This window comes from Amnibacterium sp. CER49 (assembly GCF_029846255.1).
Taxonomy (GTDB): domain Bacteria; phylum Actinomycetota; class Actinomycetes; order Actinomycetales; family Microbacteriaceae; genus Amnibacterium.
Genome location: NZ_JARVWQ010000001.1, coordinates 85,812 through 104,273 on the forward strand (window position 1 = coordinate 85,812; position 18,462 = coordinate 104,273).

The following is an 18,462-nucleotide window of genomic DNA, read 5'->3' on the forward strand; positions in this document are numbered from 1 at the left end:
GATTGAGGCGATAGGCGCCACAGGCGCACCCTAGTCCGCTACCTCGAACCGCGTCCGGGTCGCCCCAGCACTATTAGGAGGACGGACGGCTGGGGCCGCAACTTCGATCCCGCTTGCGCAGCGCATCCCGCTCAGTCCTTCTGCTCGTCGTTCAGCCGTCCTTCCATATCCGCTGCCTCGCGCCACAGGCGATCAAACTCTGCTCGGTCCTCCTCGGAGAAGTGGGTGGCCGAGGTCCGACGGCGGAGGTCCTCGACCTGTACGAATTGCTCCACGATGTCGGCGAGCAGGTCCTCGCCCTCCGGAAGGTCGGCTTCGATCGAATCCACCTCGCGGCGGATTCGCCCGAGGTCGCTATCAGAAAGTCCGCTGTGCTTGTGCATCTCATCCACTGAGGCGCGCACCCGCGCGATTCGAGCCTCGAACCCCTCCAGGCTGTCGAGCGAATCCAGCATGAGTCGCTCGAGGCGGCGCTGGAGTCGCTGCAACTCGCGGTGCTGGCGTGCTCTCGGGGTGAAGGGCAGCAACCGCGCGGCCACTGCAACTATGGGTGAGGCGCCGGCGCCAAGTAGCGACAGCGCTGGCCGCACCGTCAGAACGACGAGGACGTACGCGAGCGACCACACGGAGCTTTCCGGCGAGGTGACCGCCTTGCCGGTCGCTAGGACGTACAGAGCCACGACAAACGTGCCGACCAAACTGAGGATCGCGCAGAGCACTGCTAGCGGATCGACGAAACGCTGGACACGATCGCGAGGGCGTTGAGCCCTTCTCCTCAGTTCCAGGATGAGGCCGAGAGCGAGAACTGGACACAGTTGCGCGACCGTCGACCAGTACGCCGACAGGTCAGCCGGGGCAGTGCCGGCGGTCCCGCTAGACACGTCTACTACCCCCTTGAACGAGCGTAGTCCGCGTCCCCGCGCTGCTGACGAGCAAGGCGAGACACTCGAAACGGATCCGCTGGCCGAGGGCCGCTGGGCCTCGCCGACCCGCTTTTGGAGCGGATAGCGCACGACTGTCTACCCTGGCCGCCGTGGTGGACCCCGAGTACGCGCTGACCTGGCCGAAAGCCTTGTTTGAGTGGGAGGCGCAACGCGTCGTGAAATTGCCCGACGAGCAGGTGGCCAGCGCCATCACTCACCTGCTGGTTGAGGCGTACCACGACAGCGACGTTGCGATCCGCTTCAGGGACGACACCGGCGCATCCTTTGGACCCTTCGCGAGCGGAACTGTTCCGATGAGCGCACGCCCGTGGCTGTTCACTCTTCTGGAGGACGAGGCCCGTCTGCGCCCGTACGTACCGCCGCGCTACTGGGCGGAACGAAATGGTCACGTCGGAGCGCAGTCCGCATCCCCGCTTCACCCTCTCGCGGGTGACGTCGTGCGCTTGATCGACCGGTTTCAGGACGAGGGCTACTTTCCGAACCTGATGCCGCGAGAGTGCGTCGACAACCCCACGGACTACGACCGAGTTACGCAATCGATACAGGAGGCCACGCACATGAAGATGACCTGGCCTCTGTCAGAAGCGGACGTGGACTTCATGGAGGATCCGACGGTCTTCACTCTCATCGAGTTCTTTCACGACAGCGCGCAGCGGCCCCGCACTGCAACCTTTCACGAGTATGGCGAGTGCGGGCCTCATTACCACGACCCCGATCGCGCAGCTGGGGGCGCCGTCTACCGCTGGCGCATGAACGAGGTGCTCGCGCGGCATGACGTGCCACTGCGGTTGGGTCAGCGCGGCGCTGAGCGCGGACGGTTAGTGCGCCACTTCGGTTCCGGCCTCGATGCGCTAGCCGAAGCGCAGGCGTCGGACTCCTCCGCGGCTCCGACCGCCACAGCGGAAGCAGTACGGCTGTACCGGGAGAGAGACGCATCCCTGCCGCAGAAGCGATCCGCCCTCAACCTGCTCGCGGGTGAACTGGAGCGGCAGCGGAAGGAGCTGAGAACTGCGGTGCACAGCAAGGACGAGTCCGCCCTCTTCGATATCGCTAACAACTACGCAATTCGGCACCAGCGCGACGGACAGCGTACCGACTACAGCGAGGACTACCTCGACTGGGTCTTCTGGTCTTTTCTCGCCACTGTCAACCTGATGGCCAGGCTGGCTGGACAGTCCTGACCGGGAGCGGTCGCAGCGTTTGTCTGGGAAGGTCCTCGAAATGGAACAGCAGCGTGAGGGAGTCAGAGATCGGTCCGCAGGACGCCAGGCGCGTCCTTCGATTTGCAGCACGCGTCTCGAAACCTGTCACCTCAATAGGAGTATCGAGAGACGGGTATTGAGAGCGAGCCGGGGCCTCAGTGGCACACGGGGACGACTTGCCTCGCCCGCCCGGTGCCACCGTCCAACCCGGCTGCGGGATTGGTCTCAGGACCCCGTTCCGGGTTCCCCGAGCCGTCTCTGCAACTCCGTGATCCGACTCGGGAAGGCCGCGAGTTCGAGGTCTCCGGCCGTGGTGTGGAGGACCGCGATGTGCAACTGCGGGTTGACCGACATGATCTGACGCAGCGACGGGCGCTGGCCGGTGTCATCCAGCCCCGTCACCCCGTACTCGCGGCGGTCGCCGCTCGGGATGCGGACCTGCCACCGGTATCGCTCCAACGTGACCTGACCGGGGCTGATCGTGAGGCGGCCGTGGCGCCACTTCGTCGTGCCGGGCTCGCGAAAGGCGACCTCGATGCGGTCGCCGACGATCCCGCGCCCGATCCGCTGGCCGATGAGGATGCCCGGCACGCCGATCACGAGTGCAAATGGGACCGCGATCAGCAGGGCGATCGGGCTGATCGGCCGATGATGGCCGATCGCCTGAACGACGTAGACGATCGTGATGCCGACGGCGCCGGCGATGGCGATGGTCAGGAAGCGGAAGCGCTGCTCGCGCAGCGGCTGGCGGTCGCGCGGAGGCATCAGGTGTTCGGGATCCGGTAGGCGACGAGCCGGCCGCCCGCCCATGTCTGCCCGAACAGGGTGCCGTCAGCAATAGCGAGTGTCTGCGGGTAGCCGCCGTAGCTCGACGGCAGGTCGAGCCGTGCGAGCGGCGTGGCGGTTGTGGCCGCCGCTGAGTAGGCGAGGATCCGCTCCGCGTAGACGCAGCTGCTGTTGAGGTACTCGTTGAAAAGCCAGATCGTGCTGCCGCCGTGCACGAGGCCGGTGGTGAAGTCGCCGACCGAGGTGGTCCACTGCAGGTGCCCGGTGCTGGCGGAAAGTCGTGCCACGTGACCGATGTAACCGCTGGCACACGCGGTCGGGCCGCCGGCGCGTGTAGTGCGGTAGGTCAGGAACACCGACGACGCGTCCGCCGCGGAGATCGTCGCGCCGGTGTAGTCGGCCGCGCTCACCGAGGTGCTCCAGAGCGGGTTGCACGTGGAGGTGCCGCAGCCCGCTGCCGGCAGCGCCTCGATGCCCGTGACCGATGAGGCGAGGAGACGACCACCCGCCACGACAGGCGCGCCCCAGGTCCCCTTGGCGCTGCGCCAGCTGCGTTTCCCGGTGCCGGAGTTGTAGGCGATGACACCTTCCTCGCCGCTCGTGAAGACGAAGCCGTTCCCGACGGCTAGCCCGTCGACCCGGTTCTGCACGCCGCTGCTGTTGAAGGTGATCGGCGCCTTCCAGAGGAGCGCCCCGTCGGTGAGGCGATACGCGTTGATGACGTTGCTCGAGCCGGGCACGTACACCCGCAACCCGTCGGTACAAGGCCGCTCCGGGTATGACGCGTCGACGCCCGCAATCGTCGAAGCCGGCAGGGCGCTACGCCAGGCGATGCTGTGATGCGCCGTGTCGACAGCGAGGACTCCCCCGGGATGCGTACTGCCGATGAAGGAGATCAGCACCTTGGAGCTCGTCGCGGTCATCCCCTGGATGTAGTCCGCGCCGCCGGGCAGAGCGAGCGTCCAGAGCTTGGCTCCCGTCTTGGCCGACGTCGCCATGAAGGTGGACGGGTCGTTCGTGTTGCCGGTGGTGAGGACCCGGTAGGCGACCCCGCCGAGGACAACGGGCGCGTACGGTGTGGCGGACCGGAGTGTCGAGGTCCACGCGGTGTGCACCTGCGACGCGCGGCTCGCCGTGATCACCGTCTCCCCCGCGTTCGTCGCGGCGTTCCCGGAGTCACCGCTGCTCGCGGTCCACTGGTCCACGGTCGTCGCTCCCGCCGGCGAGGCGAGCAGGAGCGGCACAGCGCACGCGAGGACCGCCGACGCAGTCATTGCTCGACCCCAAGCGGAGCGGCGCCTCGCGCCGCGACCGCGATCGCCCCCCTTTCCCGCTGCACGCGAGTGCGACTCGTAGGACGTCGACAAGGACATGCGGAATCGCATCAAGGCTCCTGGGTGAGAGCAGTACGGGGGGGGTGAGGCGACCCTAACGCGCACGGCGGAAGCCGTGGCCGCTCAGTCGGGACTGTGGACAGGCTCGGCTCGAGCAGCTCCCTCGACTGCGCCCACCTGCTCGAGGGCGCCGCTCGCCCCTCGGACCCGCTTGCTGCGGCCGAGGTAGACGTCCAGCGACAGCGACGGCCTCGCGTGGCCGAGCTGGTCCGCCATGATTCGAGGACTGACGCCTGAATCGCTCAAGATGCTGGCGACGCTCTTCCGAAACGTGTGCGAGGTGAAGTCACACAACCCCATGGACATGAAGCCGTCCTTCACCCAGTGCGAGGTGTTCGACGGGTCGCGCCAGCCGCCCGAGAGCGGTGCAGGGAAGACGGGGCGGTCGGCCTCTCCTCGACGCGCTCGAAGGAGTTCGACCAGCCAGCTGGGCAGCTCGATCGTGCGCTGACCGGCCCGGGACTTCGTGGCGCCGACGACGAGTCCGACGCCCCGGATGCGCAGCACGGTGCCGTGCACGTGCACCGTCGCCTCCTCGAGGTCGACGTCCGCCCACGTGAGGGCACACGCCTCACCGATGCGAAGTCCCGTGCCGGCAAGGAAGGCCACCAGGTCCGGCAGGTCCCGCGACTGCGCCACCTCGTCCGCGCGGAACCAGGTCACGACATCCCGCAGCTGCGCCACGCTCAGCGCCATAGGCGGATGCTTCGGCAGGGTCGAGACACGAGCGACATCGCGGACGGGGTTCGTGGCGATGGCGTCGTGGCGAGCCAGCAGCCCGCAGACGCCGGACAGCACGGTCTTGGTCTGCTTCGCGGCCGCGGCACCGTGCCGCGTCTTCACCGCCTTGAGGTGCCGGTCTATGAGCCCGACCGACAGCTCGTGCACCCGGACGTTGCCGAGCGCCGGCAGCACGGTCTTGTCGAGCCGCACGCGGTAGGCCTGCATCGTGGACGGACTGAGCTCGGTGAGCTCGGAGTACCACTTCTCGGCAGCCTCCGAGAACTTCGAGCGAGGCGAGAGCAGGTCCCCCAGCGCGGACATCTGTCTGTCTCGCAGGGCCCGCTGAAGTGCGCGCTCCGCGGCATCCCGTGAGCGCCCCGCGCCCTGCACCTGACGGATGACGCCGTCGTAGTCGCGGATCCGCACTCGAGCTCGCCACAGGCCGGCCGTCTTGAACACCCCGATCCGTCCGTGCTCACCGAGGGACAGCACCGTCCTGGCCACGACCGCTCCGTTCGTCATCACTTCGTCAACACTTTGAGTGCAGATTTCTGACATCTCGAGTGATTCCACGATGACACGCTCCAAGGACAACCCCTGGTCAGAGCGATCTTCTTCGAACTCCTGCTATCTCACGAAACGGTCAGGAACCGTCCCGGCAGGTTCTTGGTTCGAGTCCAAGTCGGGGAGCAACAGCTCCTCCTGATCAGCCCTTCTTCGGAAGGGCTGATCTGCGTTCAGCGCGTTGTCAACACGAGGCGCTGCAGCCGGTTCGCTCGGCTACCTCGTCGGGGCGGCGCGCACCGGCACGAACGACGCCACCCTCTCCTCATCGGCGTCCCCAGCGCTCTCCTTCCGTGCGGAGTGAGCACCTCCCGGAGCGACCCACCACGAGCCCTGGCTTCGTCACGCCTCTCGAGGTCTGGCTACGGGGACTGATCAATGCAGGGCCCAGTCGAGGTAGAAGGCGCCCGTTCCCGACGCTGCACAGACGAGCGCGATGATCCAGAAGCGGGAGACGACGGTGGCTTCGGCCCATCCCTTCAGCTCGTAGTGGTGGTGCAGCGGACTCATGAGGAAGATCCGGCGCCCGTGGGTCACCTTGAAGTACGCGCGCTGCAGGATGACGGATCCGGTGACGATGACGAAGAGTCCGCCGATCATCAGCAGGAGCAGTTCGGTGCGCGTGAGGACGGCGAGCCCGGCGAGCGCGCCACCGAGGCCGAGGGACCCGGTGTCGCCCATGAAGATGTGCGCGGGTGCGGTGTTCCACCACAGGAACCCGACAAGTGCGCCGGTGATCGCCGCCGTGACGATCGCAAGGTCGAGCGGGTCACGCACGGCGTAGCACTTGTAGACGTTCTGCAGGCGGATGTTGCTGGCATTGCAGGCCTGCTCGAACTGCCAGAAGGTGATGGCGAGGTAGCACGCGAAGGAGATCAACGCCGCGCCCGGAGCCAGCCCATCGAGCCCGTCGGCGATGTTCACCCCATTGGATGAGCCGAGCACCATCAGCGCGATCCAGACAGTGAACACGATCGCTGCAGCGGCCGGCCCGAACCGGTGGGAGAGGTCCCAGTCCCAGCTGGTGTCGCGGAATCCCGAGATCGTCTCGCTCACCGCGGTGACGCCGCGCCGTGCGGGGGTGAGGAGCGCGAGCACGGCGAAGACGGCCGCCACGACCGTCTGCCCGCCGATCTTCGCCCAGCCGCTCAGCCCCGCGCTGTTCCGCTTGCGGGCCTTCAGCAGGTCGTCGACGAATCCGACGAGTCCGAGCCCGACCAGCAGCAGGAGCTCGAGCAGGGCGCTCGCCGCGACCGGACGTCGGCTGGACAGCGCGCCGGCGAAGTACGCGAGCACTGCGGCGAGGATGATCACGGCGCCGCCCATGCTCGGGTGCCCTGCTTGGTCTGGTGCGTGACCGGTCCGTCGACGCGGATCGGCTGCCCCCACCGCAGGCGGCTCATCATGCGGGCGAAGAGTGGGGTGACGAACAGGGTGAACAGCAGCGCCGTTCCGCCGGCCACGAGGATCCCGAGCAACACCCCTCCACGGTCGACCCCGCAGGTCCGCCCCGGTGGTCAGCGTAGTTTCGTCCCCACCGACCCCTCCTGCAGGAAGCGCGGCGGGTCAGGTGACTCTGCGACCGGGCAGGAGTACGAGTCCCGAACGCTCCTCGTTCTCAGTCGGAGCCACGGGTGACGCTGCGCCACTGCTCGAAGTCGCGAGGCGCCGACACCCCCAGATCGGGAAAGATCCTCGACTTCATTTGTAGAAGTTCCTATTCTTCGCGAGGCCGACCGAAATTCCGTGCGGCTTCACCACTTTCTCTTGGGGGAGAGAATTCATGTCCTTGTTCACCTCATTGGTCGCCGGGAAGGCCGTCTTCGCCGTCTCGGCCGGTCTCATCGCGGTGGGAGGCACGGGTGCCGCTGCTTACGCCGGCGTGCTTCCGAGCGACCTGCAGAGCAGCGCGCACGTGCTCATCGGGGCACCCGCGCCGGCTCCGACCACGCCGTCCTCGGACACCGTGACCAGCACGCCGAGCGGGGACCCTTCGGAGACGGCCGCTCCTGATCCCACCGAGACCGCGAGCGCGGAGCCGACCGAGACCGCGAGCGCCGAGCCCACCGACACCGCCAGCCCGGAGCCCACCGACACCGCGGCCTCGACGCCGGTCCAGTCCACGTCATCGACCACCTCGGGGTCCGGCGAGGACCAGCAGGGCGACCAGAGCGACCAGCAGAACAGCGACTCCAGCGACCAGCAGGGCGACCAGAGCGACCAGCAGAACAGCGACTCCACCGACCACCAGGGCGACCAGAGCGACCAGCAGAACAGCGACTCCACCGACCACCAGGGCGACCAGAGCGACCAGCAGAACAGCGACTCCACCGACCACCAGGGCGATGGCTCGTCGAGCAGCACCAAGGTCTCCGTGACGGCGCCCGTGAGCTCCGCCGGAACCGCTGTCAACGGCGACTCGATGGACAACGGCGACAACTGACCCGTTCGATCGGAGGGGCGGCCAGCATTGCTGGCCGCCCCTCCGGCGTTCTCTACGGCTTCACAGCTCGATGAGCGCCAGTGGACGCGGAACCATCTCGGCGGCTTCTTGGTTCGAGTCCAGGTCGGGGAGCAACAGCTCCTCCTGATCAGCCCTTCTTTGAAAAGGCTGATCTGCGTGGGGCACTTCGTCAACACTTCGCGGCTGGAACGACGCCGCATCCCGCCCTATGTGAGCGTCGCCGCCTGCTCATGACGTGCACACATCCCCGTCGTCGATGCCGGCTCACTGAGCTGGCGGTCTCCGCCCCTCGTGGTCTCTCGCGGGTCGTGAAGCGGCGGCAGCCGAATCGCGACCGAGCGTCGCACCCGTGCTCCTTCGCCACCTCGGGTCGGCCCTGCCCCACCCGATTCGCGCCGCCCGCCGCGCCGCTGGTGGCGCGGCCCTCTGAGGGCGACGAGCAGTTCGAGCACGGGTCCGGAACGCGGCCGAACCCACGGACGTCGCCGGAGAGGCCACCGGGTTCCAGGAGCAGACGCGCATGCTGTCTCATCCGGCTGCGACCGTGCCCGCACGGCGGTACCGGTGATCAGCCGGTCATGGATCCGGAACGCCCCGTCGTCGGCGCGTCTCGACCGATTCTCCTGACGCGGCACGGACCCTGGGTGACGGGTCGGCATCCCGCCGCCCGGAAGGACGTGTCATGGTGACGATGCCTTGGAGCGAGAGCGGAGCCGGCGCGGATCTGGCCGAACAGGCGGCCCGCGCGCTCCGCTCGCCCTGGACGCGGGTCCTCGTCGGCCTCGCGGCACTGTTCGCGGTGCTGCTCGTCGGCCTGCTCGTCCACCTGCCGCAACTCGGGCGCCGGGATCTCCACGTGGACGTCGCCCTCTCCCACTGGCGTTCCCCGATCGGGACCGCGCTCGCGCTCGGCTTCACGGCCGCGGCGAAGGAAGTCGTCGGACTCGCCGCCCTTGCCGTCGGGCTGGTCATCCTGCTCATCCGGCGACGGTTGCGGTCGGCGGCGCAGCTCCTCGTCACCGCCGGAACGGCCTGGGGCACCGTGTACCTGATCAAGGCGGCGGTCGACCGGGCGCGTCCCCCGGCGTCGCTCGAGCTCGCGGCCCCCGACGGGTCGGCGAGCTTCCCGAGCGGCCACACCGCCACGGCAGCGATCATCGTGCTCATCGTGTGGTTCGCCCTCGTCGGCACGGGGCGGTTCCGGGTCGTCGCCGCACTCGTGGCCCTCGCGTACGCGGCTGCTGTGGCAGTGAGTCGGGTGTACCTGGCCGACCACTTCCCCACGGACGTGCTCGCCAGCCTCGGCGTTGTCCTCGGGGTGGCGCTGCTCGTCTCGGCCGCCTTCGACAGTGCTCGGGGGCGCCGCATCCAAGCGCGGCTCGAGGCGACCTGGGCTCGACGCCGAGGCCGATCGGCGCTACCGCACGCCTGAACCCGAGGTGCAGCACCGGGCCTCGGTCTCACGGTCTCACCGATGATGCCGCCCGTCGACAGGAGCGCCCGGGCCCCTCGGGGATAGCGCGCCGACACCTCCGCACGGAGGGGCCCTGACCGCCGCACCGCACCCATCTACGATTCCCCGTAGCACTTCTCCAGCACGTGTCGAGATTCCGGAGGACAGGAGACACCCGGTGCCGTCGGAGAACGAGCGGACCACCCACCGGCGCCCCTCCGGGGCCCTCGAGGAGCAGGTCGGCGAGCTCCTGGCCGCGAGTGGGCGGGAGATGACCCCAGGCGAGGTCCGCACGCAGCTGAACAGCACCTCCCCCGCACCCCTGGCGTACTCCACTGTTGTGACGGTGCTGTCCCGGATGCACGAGAAGGGCTTGCTGACCCGGCGGAAGAGCGGGAGGTCGTTCGCCTACTCACGAGCCATCGACCCTGCCGAGCTCGCCGCCCGCGAGCTGCGCCGCCGGCTTGACGGCCGACGCGACCGCGATGCCGTGCTGTCGCACTTCGTCGAGGACCTTGCGGTCAGCGACGGCGACCTTCTTCGCCGACTCCTCAAGCTGCCAGACGGACGCTGATGCGATCCGCCGTCGACCTGCCGCTCGTGCCGCGCCCCTGATCGCCGCGAGCCGCGCGGGCGCTCAGCGAGCGGTTGAGGAGGTGCCCGCACCAGCTCCTCGCAGCAGCTCGCTTCCGCGGCCGCCGGCCGCGCCGCAGGTCATCCCGACCCTCCGCTCAGCCGGTCCAGCACCTCGTCGGATCGCCGCGGCGCCCGACCCCCCGCGCACCCCCTCGACGCCACTGCTGGACACAACCGGATCACTGCTGCTGGCCGCCGCTCTCACCGGCTTCGCGGCGGGGGCCTCAACGCGCGGCTCTCGATCCTCCACTGCGCCCTCAGGACGGCCCTCTCGGCCGGTCGCACTCGAACCCTGAGTGGTCACGCACGGTCGGAGACCTCACCGCGGAACCACAGGCTTCACCGACCCGATCTCCATAGTCTCTACAAGGAATGTAGATGACGGCTCGGCGCCGTATCCGAACGGGGGAAGCACATGGGATCTGTTGTCGACGCGATCCTCAACGTCAACGCGCTCCTCGCCTACACGCTCGTCGGACTGCTGGTGTTCGCGGAGGACGCGCTCTTCGTCGGCTTCGTCATCCCCGGCGAGACTGCCGCCGTGCTCGGCGGCGTCGTGGCCGAGAAGGGCCACGTCCAGCTGTGGCTGATGATCGTCATCGTGGTCCTGGCCGCGGTCATCGGCGACAGCGTCGGCTACGAGGTCGGGAAGCATTTCGGGACCAGGCTGCTGAAGGCGAAGTTCCTCCGCCGCCGCCGCCAGAAGCTCGACAAAGCCCTGGCGTTCCTCCAGCGCCGCGGCGGCAGCGCGGTGTTCCTCGGCCGCTTCACGGCGTTCTTCCGCGCCGTCATGCCCGCCTTGGCGGGCACCTCCGGGATGCCCTACCGCCGCTTCCTCGCCTACAACGCCGCCGGCGGGATCACCTGGGGCACCGGGTTCGTCCTCCTGGGCTTTCTCGCGGGCAACTCCTACGAGCTGGTCGCCAAGTCGGTCGGTCGCGACCTCGCCGTCGGCGTCATCGCGCTCGTCGTCATCGCCGTCATCGTCTGGCGCGTCCGCAAGCACCTGGCAGAGCGGCGCGCCGAGACCGAGGGCTGACGCCCGCGGCAGTCAGGCTGCTCGCGCTCATCCACAGGCCGCTCGTGGTCCAGCGCGTGAACCTCCCTACCGTGGCCGGGCGCCCGAGTCGCTCTCAACGAGGGCGCCCCCGGTGGTGCTGTCACAGAGTCTCATCGAGACCCTCGCCGTCGGTCCTCGCCGACTTCTGAAGGAGCCGCCGTCCTCCGATCCCCCTCGGAGCGCAGCGTCGCGTCCACGGCCTGCTGACGGTGCGGCTTCGCCTTCTTCGGGGCCCTTCAGATCGTCGCGAACCCCGAGGGCGCGTGCTGCTCTGTGCACATGCGGGTCGCTGCCGCAGCCCGAGGGTTCAACGGCGGAGTCCTCGGCTCCGTGCCCCCGCTGGAGGAGCCAGAAGCCGAGAAGGCCCGAAGCGATGACGACCGCCGTGAGTGGACCGGCGCACGGGGCGGCGGATCGGTGCTCACGAAGCCGAGAACGGTCATCGACCGACCACGAGCGCTCCATCGGCAGAACTGCCGATTTCTCGTTGTCGACGCAGGTCCAACGCCACCGGAACTCGACCTCGTTGTTGCGGTCGTGACGGCTGATGCCCGAATCGATCTCCTGATCACCGCGATCTCCTGCGGTGCGGCACCCTGCCGGATCGCCCATCGCTGGGTGACCCGGCAGGAGCACTTCGCCCGGTGTCGCCGACGCCACCAGGGCGCGTCCGCTGGTCCGTCGCCCGGATCCTCAACCGCCTCGCTCTAGGTTGCGCATATGGCGAAGGAACCGAGCTCGATCGATGTGCGCCGCAAGGCGGGGTGGCTGCCGGAGCAGGAGGACCTGGAGTCCTGGCTGGACCGCCATCGCCAGCGCGTCGCAGACCTGGGTGAGCAGCTGACGCTGCATCCGGCGGTGGCACGGCTCGAGGAGCTCGTCGAGCACGACCCGGTGCTGAAGATGTACGCCGAGCGGATGGTGGCGGAGGCGCCTCGGGGGAAGGAGTACGGCCAGCGCCCGGTGGAGAGCTGGCCGGAGCTGCTGCGCATGATGAGCGAGGTGCTGAACCGGGCGCCCGAGTTCGGGGAGTCGATCGCCGCGACGCCCCTCGCCGCCGTCCTGGACTGGCCGAGCGGCACGACGGCAGGTTTCGCGTTCTTCCGGGACGCCCGCGTGAACGCCGCGCTGAAGGACGTGCTCAACGCCTGGTGCGCGTTCCTCGACAGCCCCGACTCTCGCTACGTCCTGAACGACTCGCCGTCCGGATGGCTGTCCGACCAGGCCCGCGAGACGCTCGGGATGGACGACTTCGAGCACGATCCCGAGCGGGAGCACTGGGGCTTCACGTCCTGGAACGACTTCTTCACCCGTCGCCTCAAGGAGGGCGCGAGGCCCGTCGCCTCCCCCAAGGACGACAAGGTCGTCGTCAGCGCCTGCGAGTCCACTCCCTACGGCATCACGATGAACGTGCAGCGACGCGACCGGTTCTGGATCAAGACCCAGCCGTACTCACTCGACGACATGCTCGCCCACGACGAGTCGGTCGGGCAGTTCGTCGGCGGCACCGTCTACCAGGCCTACCTCAGCGCCAACAACTACCACCGCTGGCACAGCCCCGTCGCCGGCACGGTCGTGCGCGCCTTCGTGCAGCCCGGTACGTACTACTCCGAGGCCGACTCCGAGCTCGAGAACGCGACCGAACCGACCAACTCGCAGGCCTACCTCGCCCACGTCGCCACCCGCGCCATCATCCTGATCCAGGCCGACGACCCCGTGCTCGGGCTCGTCGCCGTCGTCCAGATCGGCATGGTCGAGGTGTCCTCCTGCAGGATCGCGCGGCACGTCAAGCGCGGCTACCACCTCGACAAGGGCGAGGAGCTCGGTCACTTCCAGTTCGGCGGCTCCACCTACTGCCTCGTCTTCGAGCCGGGCGCGATCCGCGACTTCGCTCTCGACGCGACGCCGCAGCCGCATGACCCGCAGGCCCCGCTCAAGCGGGTGAACACGCATCTCGCCGTCGCCGCATCGAGGCGTTGACGCCGGCGGTCACCGCGGTCCGAGGGCGAGCGGGCCGCCCGTGCCCGGCTCGCCGGTGACGCCGGCGAGCCGGGCAGGACCGGCTTCCGCACGTCCGTCCGGCGCGGCTGACTCGCGGTGAGAGTGATCGCGCAGAACCGGCGGCGCGCAGCTGGTGTCGCGCCGCCGGCTCGGTCACAGGGAAGCGAGCAGCGATCTCATCAGGTCGATCTCGCTGGTCTGCGCGGTGACGATCCTCGCGGCGAGCGTCTTCGCGGCCGGGCTCGCGCCGGTCCTGCGCTCGGCGTCGGCCATGGTGATGGCGCCGCGGTGATGTTGCATCATCTGCCGCAGGAAGAGCGTCGAGGCGGCCTTCCCGTCGGCGTGCTCGAGCTCGGCCATGTCGTCGCCGGACATCATGCCGTCGCTCATGCCGCCCATCGTCATGGGCGTCGGCGCGACGGCCGGAGCGCCCCAGGACGTCAGGAACCGGTTCATCTCGGTGATCTCGGGCGACTGAGCCGCCTTGATCCTCTGCGCCAGCGCCCGCACCTTCGGATCGGCGTCCGGCTTGGCGAGCAGCATGTCGGCCATCTGAACCGCTTGTGCGTGGTGCGGGATCATCATGGTCGCGAACATGACGTCGGCGTCGTTGTGTGCGCCGTCGGTGCCTGTGCTGCTGGGGATCGAGCTCGTGCTCGTGCTCGGCATGTCCATGCCGCTCATGGAGCTGTGGTCGGGGGTGCTACCGGCGCAGCCGGCGAGGAGGAGCGTGCCGGCGATCGCGGGCAGCACGGCGAGGTGGATGCGCATGCGCATGGGTGAAGTCCTGTCAGGTCGGTCGGTTCGGTGAGCAGCGTCGCCCGGGCGAGCCAGGCGGGAGCGTGCTTCAGGTCCGACTGACGCAGAGAACGGTCAATGACGGTGCGCGGGTAGGGATCCGGAGGCGGGGTGGGCCGCGTGACGGACGGCTCTCGGCGCCCCGCGCGGCTGGGATGTGCCGGGGTCGCAGCAAGCCGACGAGAAGCAGGGCGATCAGCAGGCAGGCGATGCCGGCCATGACGCAGTCCAGCAGGCCCAGCATCGAGTGCGTGGCGGTCGCAGCGGCGATACCGATGCCCGAGACGTGGGCGCTCGCGACGTGGGCGGTGACGTCCTGACCCATCTCCGACACGGCGGTCGGGCCGCTCATCCTGCTGTGAGCGGGGATGCACATCGCGTGGGCCGCCGCGAGGGTGAGCACGACGGCGCTCAGGAGCAGCAGCGCGACCGCGACCGCACCGGGCGCTCGGCGCGAGCCCCCGTGCGTTCGGGACGGCGAGGAGGTCATCGACCGCTGTCGTCGCGCTGAGCGTGCGCGAGGATGTGCTCCCTGCTGGGGATGTGGCGCCCGTGGGCTCCTCCGTGATCGCGCGCGTGCTGCTCGACGATGGCGACGAGCTGATCCTCGTCCTCCGCGCTGATCGGGGCACCGCAACGACGACAGGTCGTGGTCCAGGTCATCAGTGCGTCCCGTGGTCGTGGTGCTCGTGGTCGGGCCGGTGCGGCTCGGTCGTGGTCGACTGGCCGTGGTGCATCGAGTGCTCGGAGTCCGCGTCGCTCCCGGCTGGGTGCTCGTGGGCGTCGTGATCGTGGTCGTGGCCGACGTGGTCGTGGTCGTGGCCGACGTGGTCGTGGCCCGCGTGATGGTGCGCCGCGTGATCGTGACCGGCATGATCGTGGGTGCCGACGCCATGACCCGCGTGAGCATGTGCGTCGTGGCTGCCGTGGCCATGAGCGCCGTGGCCGTGGTCGTGGCCGCCGTGGTCGTGAGCGCCGTGGTCGTGAGCGCCGTGGTCGTGCTCCGCGTCCGGGGAGCCCCCCATCATGTGGAGCATCGGGCCCGAGCCGGACTTGTAGAACCAGAACACGAGCACTGCTGCGATCGCGAGGAACACGATGTTGAGCCAGGTCGTGTAGTTCCAGCTGATGGAGGACTCGAGCACGGCCGCGTTGCGGCTCTCAGGCACGAGCCCGAGTGGCGTGAACAGCAGCTCGATCGCGTAGCCGGCAGCGGCCATCGCGATGTAGAACGTCCCGGCGATCAGGAGGGCCGCTCTCGTCCCGTAGTACCGGCGGTAGATCAGCAGGATCGGGATGATGATCAGGTCGGCGAAGATGAAGCTCATCACGCCGCCGAAGGAGATGCCGCCGTTCCAGAGCACGGCGGCCAGCGGCACGTTGCCGACGGAGCAGACGAAGCTGACCACCGCGACCAGCGGCCCGATCAGCGGCCCGAGGATGAACGCGAGCGCCGGGTCCTTCGCCAGGAACACCGTCTGCAGGAACTCCTTCGGCACCCACGCGGCGAACGCGCCGGCGATCAGCAGACCGATCACGATGTCGCGGAGCACCGCGGCCCAATCCATCACGAAGTACTGACTGGTCGAGGTCAGGCCCGCTCGGGAGAACAGGCGCTTCGCGAACGGGGCGTCCATCTGCACCGACATGTCCATGCCGGCGTGGCCCTCCATCGAGCCGGCGACCCCCTTGTCCGCCTGCTCGCGCGCGGCCTCGACGATGCGCCGGCGCATCCACAGCCGGAACAGCAGGGCGACGAACACGATCATGATCGGCCCGGCGATGAACTCCGCCAGCGTGAACTGCCACCCCATCGCGAGGGCGAGGATGATGCCGAGCTCCACCACGAGGTTCGTCGACGCGATCTCGAACACCATCGCCGACGTGAAGCTCGCTCCCTTCCGGAACAGCGACCTCGCCAGCGCCACCGCCGCGTAGGAGCAGGACGACGACGCGATGCCGAGCCCGGTGGAGATGGCCAGCGCGCGAGGCGAGTCCCCTGCCATCAAGCGCGTGACGCGCTCCCGCCGAACCACGGCCTGGATGATCGCGGAGAGCGTGAATCCGAGGATCAGGGGCCAGAGGATCTCCCAGGCCATGTTCCCGGCCATCGCCAGCGCATGTCCGATCCACTCGAAGATGTTCACCGTCGTCTCCCACCCTGCGACCACCGCAGCCGCCGGCGACTATACCCCCCTCCGGTATACTCGGTCCGGCGTGGTGCCAGCAGGATGGACCGCGGCGACGAAAGGCGGCTCGGATGCCGGAGCTCGACGAGACGGCCCACGCGCACGGGTACATCTCCAACAAGGACGCCTACCTGAAGCGGCTGCGCCGCATCGAGGGCCAGGCGCGCGGCCTGCAGAAGATGGTCGATGACGAGCAGTACTGCATCGACATCCTCACCCAGGTGTCAGCGATGACCTCCGCCCTGCAGGCCGTCGCCCTCGGCCTCCTCGAGGACCACCTCAGCCACTGCGTCCTCGAAGCCGCACAGAGCGGGGGCACGGTCGCCGAGGAACGCATCAGAGAGGCGACCGATGCGATCAGTCGCCTCGTGAGGTCCTGACCCGGACCTCGCGGGCCGCTTCGGAGGTGGAACGCCCGCTGCAGACCGAAGTGGCAGAATCTTCGCATGAGTGAAGATATGCAGCGCTGTGGGCGGTTCCCGGACAGCGAGTACGTGGAGCTGGCGGTCGAGGTGTTCTCCCTGCTCGCCGACGCCACTCGGGTTCGCATCGTGCTCGCGCTTCGGGACGCGGAGGAGCTGTCGGTGAACCACCTCGCGGACATCGTCGACCGGCCGCCGACGACCGTCTCGCAGCACCTGGCCAAGATGCGCATGGCGCGGATGGTGACGGCCCGGCACCACGGGCAGCGGGTCTTCTACCGCTTGGCCAACGAGCATGCGCACCAGCTGGTGACGGATGCGATCTTCCAGGCGGAGCACGCGCTCACGAACAGCCCCCGGCACCACCACGCGGCCGCGGCGCAGGCCGAGGACCTGAAGGTCGAGATCCAGCAGTGAGCGGATCGCACCATTCGAGGGACGTGGGGCGCCGCGGCCACGGCCACGAGGACCCCCACGACCACGAGCACGAGCACGCCCACCCCCACGAGCACGGGCACGAGCACGCCCACGAGCACGAGCACGCCCACGCCCACGCCCACGCCCACGCCCACGCCCACGCCCACGCCCACGCCCACGCCCACGCCCACGCCCACGCCCACGCCCACGCCCACGCCCACGAGCACGAGCACGCCCACGACCACGACCACGACCACCACGGCCACGGCCACGGCGAGCACGACCATCACCATCACGGCGGTGTGCTCGGGTTCCTGCACGAGCTGTTCGTACCGCATACGCACGACGCCGCCGACGCCGTCGACGACGCGATGGAGGCCAGCCGCGAAGGCGTCCGCGCACTGAAGGTGAGCCTCTTCGTGCTGCTCGGCACGACGATCCTGCAGTTCGCCCTGGTGCTCGTCACCGGCTCGGTGGCGCTGCTGGCGGACACGGTGCACAACTTCTCCGACGCCCTGACCGCCGTGCCGCTCTGGGTCGCCTTCGTGCTCGGCCGCCGCCCCGCTTCGCGCCGCTACACCTACGGCTACGGCCGCGCCGAGGACCTCGCCGGCCTGTTCATCGTCGTCGTCGTGCTGCTGTCGGCGGTGGTCGCCGCCTGGCAGTCGATCGACCGCCTGATCCACCCGCACGCGCCTGACAACCTCGGCTGGCTCGCCGTCGCCGGGGTCATCGGATTCCTCGGCAACGAGTCCGTGGCGATCTACCGGATCCGCGTCGGCCGGCGCATCGGCTCCGCCGCGCTCGTCGCAGACGGCGTGCACGCCCGCACCGACGGCTTCACCTCGCTCGCCGTGGTGGTCGGCGCGCTCGGCGTGTGGCTGGGCTTCCCGCTCGCCGATCCGATCATCGGCATCCTCATCGCGATCGCGATCTTCGTGCTGCTCATCGGCACGATCCGATCCATCGGCCGGCGCCTCCTCGACGGCATCGAGCCCGACCTGATCGCCAACGCAGAGCACGCGCTCGGGCACGTCGGCGGCGTGCGCGAGGTGCGGGAGCTGCGCCTGCGCTGGGTGGGCCACCGGCTCCAGGGCGAAGCCGTGGTGGTCGTCGGTCCCCTGAGCCTGCAGGAGGCGGAAGCGATCACCGCCGAGGCCGCCGAGGAGCTCCGCGAGCACCTCCACACCGTCGACCGGATGACCGTCACCGCGATCACCACATGATCGAGGGCCTCGCGTCCCCACGGGGACGCGAGGCCGTTCTCCGGCCCATCCTTCAAGTCGAGCGGCCCCACGGGCGAGAGTCGGCACCCAAGGGACCTCTAGTGGAGACCCAGAGAACGCTAGTAGTTCTTGCAGCAGACCCTCGAACACCTCTGATCAGGTCCGTTACGCGGTCATGAGTAA

Annotated in this window: 16 protein-coding genes and 1 pseudogene; 9 read left to right on the forward strand and 8 right to left on the reverse strand. The window is 68.9% G+C overall.

Translation table 11 applies throughout. The features are described from left to right. Positions 1–131: 131 nt before the first annotated feature. Entirely contained in the window at positions 132–881 is a 750-nt protein-coding gene (locus tag QDR37_RS00385) for a hypothetical protein (protein WP_279711558.1), read from the reverse strand. A gap of 152 nt (positions 882–1,033) precedes the next feature. Between QDR37_RS00385 and QDR37_RS00390 the strand changes: the two genes are divergently transcribed. After that, the gene (locus tag QDR37_RS00390) at positions 1,034–2,125 is read left to right on the forward strand and encodes a hypothetical protein (RefSeq protein ID WP_279711559.1); all 1,092 of its coding nucleotides are present in this window, start codon (positions 1,034–1,036) and stop codon (positions 2,123–2,125) included. Positions 2,126–2,371: 246 nt separating this feature from the next. On the opposite strand, the gene QDR37_RS00395 is transcribed toward QDR37_RS00390, so the two are convergent. The 4 genes and pseudogenes from QDR37_RS00395 to mraY all read right to left on the reverse strand — a co-directional run bounded on the left by QDR37_RS00395 (position 2,372) and on the right by mraY (position 7,091). Then, a complete protein-coding gene (locus tag QDR37_RS00395; protein ID WP_279711560.1) occupies positions 2,372–2,911 on the reverse strand; it encodes a hypothetical protein in 540 nt (179 codons plus the stop codon). Continuing rightward, positions 2,911–4,206: a PQQ-binding-like beta-propeller repeat protein gene (locus QDR37_RS00400; protein ID WP_279711561.1), complete on the reverse strand. Its 1,296-nt coding sequence runs from the start codon at positions 4,204–4,206 to the stop codon at positions 2,911–2,913. The genes QDR37_RS00395 and QDR37_RS00400 overlap by 1 nt, the downstream gene beginning before the upstream one ends. A 183-nt stretch (positions 4,207–4,389) precedes the next feature. Then, positions 4,390–5,622 carry a site-specific integrase gene (locus QDR37_RS00405; RefSeq protein WP_279711562.1) on the reverse strand — a complete coding sequence of 411 codons (1,233 nt, stop codon included), beginning with the start codon at positions 5,620–5,622 and terminating at the stop codon, positions 4,390–4,392. A 366-nt stretch (positions 5,623–5,988) separates the two neighbouring features. Then, positions 5,989–7,091, reverse strand: a pseudogene (mraY, locus tag QDR37_RS00410) (phospho-N-acetylmuramoyl-pentapeptide-transferase). A gap of 305 nt (positions 7,092–7,396) precedes the next feature. On the opposite strand from mraY, the gene QDR37_RS00415 reads away from it, so the two are divergent. From QDR37_RS00415 to QDR37_RS00435, 5 genes are all read left to right on the forward strand, one after another. Continuing rightward, positions 7,397–8,056 carry a hypothetical protein gene (locus QDR37_RS00415; RefSeq protein ID WP_279711563.1) on the forward strand — a complete coding sequence of 220 codons (660 nt, stop codon included), beginning with the start codon at positions 7,397–7,399 and terminating at the stop codon, positions 8,054–8,056. A gap of 703 nt (positions 8,057–8,759) precedes the next feature. Continuing rightward, positions 8,760–9,509, forward strand: coding sequence for a phosphatase PAP2 family protein (locus tag QDR37_RS00420; RefSeq protein WP_279711564.1), 750 nt, complete (start codon positions 8,760–8,762; stop codon positions 9,507–9,509). Between the two features lie 199 nt (positions 9,510–9,708). Next, positions 9,709–10,104 carry a BlaI/MecI/CopY family transcriptional regulator gene (locus QDR37_RS00425; protein WP_279711565.1) on the forward strand — a complete coding sequence of 132 codons (396 nt, stop codon included), beginning with the start codon at positions 9,709–9,711 and terminating at the stop codon, positions 10,102–10,104. A gap of 477 nt (positions 10,105–10,581) precedes the next feature. Further along, positions 10,582–11,205: a DedA family protein gene (locus QDR37_RS00430; protein ID WP_279711566.1), complete on the forward strand. Its 624-nt coding sequence runs from the start codon at positions 10,582–10,584 to the stop codon at positions 11,203–11,205. 741 nt (positions 11,206–11,946) lie between these two features. Next, positions 11,947–13,206 carry a phosphatidylserine decarboxylase family protein gene (locus tag QDR37_RS00435; RefSeq protein WP_279711567.1) on the forward strand — a complete coding sequence of 420 codons (1,260 nt, stop codon included), beginning with the start codon at positions 11,947–11,949 and terminating at the stop codon, positions 13,204–13,206. A gap of 174 nt (positions 13,207–13,380) precedes the next feature. Here QDR37_RS00435 and QDR37_RS00440 read toward each other — a convergent pair whose 3' ends face one another. From QDR37_RS00440 to QDR37_RS00450, 3 genes are all read right to left on the reverse strand, one after another. Next, positions 13,381–14,004: a DUF305 domain-containing protein gene (locus QDR37_RS00440; protein ID WP_279711568.1), complete on the reverse strand. Its 624-nt coding sequence runs from the start codon at positions 14,002–14,004 to the stop codon at positions 13,381–13,383. Positions 14,005–14,074: 70 nt separating this feature from the next. Further along, positions 14,075–14,515 carry a hypothetical protein gene (locus QDR37_RS00445; RefSeq protein WP_279711569.1) on the reverse strand — a complete coding sequence of 147 codons (441 nt, stop codon included), beginning with the start codon at positions 14,513–14,515 and terminating at the stop codon, positions 14,075–14,077. Positions 14,516–14,687: 172 nt separating this feature from the next. Then, the gene (locus tag QDR37_RS00450) at positions 14,688–16,196 is read right to left on the reverse strand and encodes a permease (RefSeq protein ID WP_279711570.1); all 1,509 of its coding nucleotides are present in this window, start codon (positions 16,194–16,196) and stop codon (positions 14,688–14,690) included. An 89-nt stretch (positions 16,197–16,285) separates the two neighbouring features. Here QDR37_RS00450 and QDR37_RS00455 point away from each other — a divergent pair, with 89 nt between their 5' ends. The 3 genes from QDR37_RS00455 to QDR37_RS00465 all read left to right on the forward strand — a co-directional run bounded on the left by QDR37_RS00455 (position 16,286) and on the right by QDR37_RS00465 (position 18,279). Next, complete coding sequence (locus QDR37_RS00455; RefSeq protein WP_279711571.1) at positions 16,286–16,594, forward strand: metal-sensitive transcriptional regulator; 309 nt, start codon at positions 16,286–16,288, stop codon at positions 16,592–16,594. 66 nt (positions 16,595–16,660) lie between these two features. Continuing rightward, on the forward strand, positions 16,661–17,053 hold the full coding sequence (locus QDR37_RS00460; RefSeq protein ID WP_279711572.1) for a metalloregulator ArsR/SmtB family transcription factor: 393 nt from the start codon (positions 16,661–16,663) through the stop codon (positions 17,051–17,053). A 23-nt stretch (positions 17,054–17,076) separates the two neighbouring features. Continuing rightward, entirely contained in the window at positions 17,077–18,279 is a 1,203-nt protein-coding gene (locus QDR37_RS00465) for a cation diffusion facilitator family transporter (RefSeq protein WP_279711573.1), read from the forward strand. Positions 18,280–18,462 lie beyond the last annotated feature (183 nt).

Bases quoted from the DNA above. Each gene is read 5' to 3' on its own strand.
- QDR37_RS00395 (WP_279711560.1), bottom strand. From the start codon at position 2,911: ATGCCTCCGCGCGACCGCCAGCCGCTGCGCGAGCAGCGCTTCCGCTTC.
- QDR37_RS00400 (WP_279711561.1), bottom strand. From the start codon at position 4,206: ATGACTGCGTCGGCGGTCCTCGCGTGCGCTGTGCCGCTCCTGCTCGCC.
- QDR37_RS00415 (WP_279711563.1), top strand. From the start codon at position 7,397: ATGTCCTTGTTCACCTCATTGGTCGCCGGGAAGGCCGTCTTCGCCGTC.
- QDR37_RS00420 (WP_279711564.1), top strand. From the start codon at position 8,760: ATGGTGACGATGCCTTGGAGCGAGAGCGGAGCCGGCGCGGATCTGGCC.
- QDR37_RS00430 (WP_279711566.1), top strand. From the start codon at position 10,582: ATGGGATCTGTTGTCGACGCGATCCTCAACGTCAACGCGCTCCTCGCC.
- QDR37_RS00435 (WP_279711567.1), top strand. From the start codon at position 11,947: ATGGCGAAGGAACCGAGCTCGATCGATGTGCGCCGCAAGGCGGGGTGG.
- QDR37_RS00440 (WP_279711568.1), bottom strand. From the start codon at position 14,004: ATGCGCATGCGCATCCACCTCGCCGTGCTGCCCGCGATCGCCGGCACG.
- QDR37_RS00445 (WP_279711569.1), bottom strand. From the start codon at position 14,515: ATGACCTCCTCGCCGTCCCGAACGCACGGGGGCTCGCGCCGAGCGCCC.
- QDR37_RS00455 (WP_279711571.1), top strand. From the start codon at position 16,286: ATGCCGGAGCTCGACGAGACGGCCCACGCGCACGGGTACATCTCCAAC.
- QDR37_RS00460 (WP_279711572.1), top strand. From the start codon at position 16,661: ATGAGTGAAGATATGCAGCGCTGTGGGCGGTTCCCGGACAGCGAGTAC.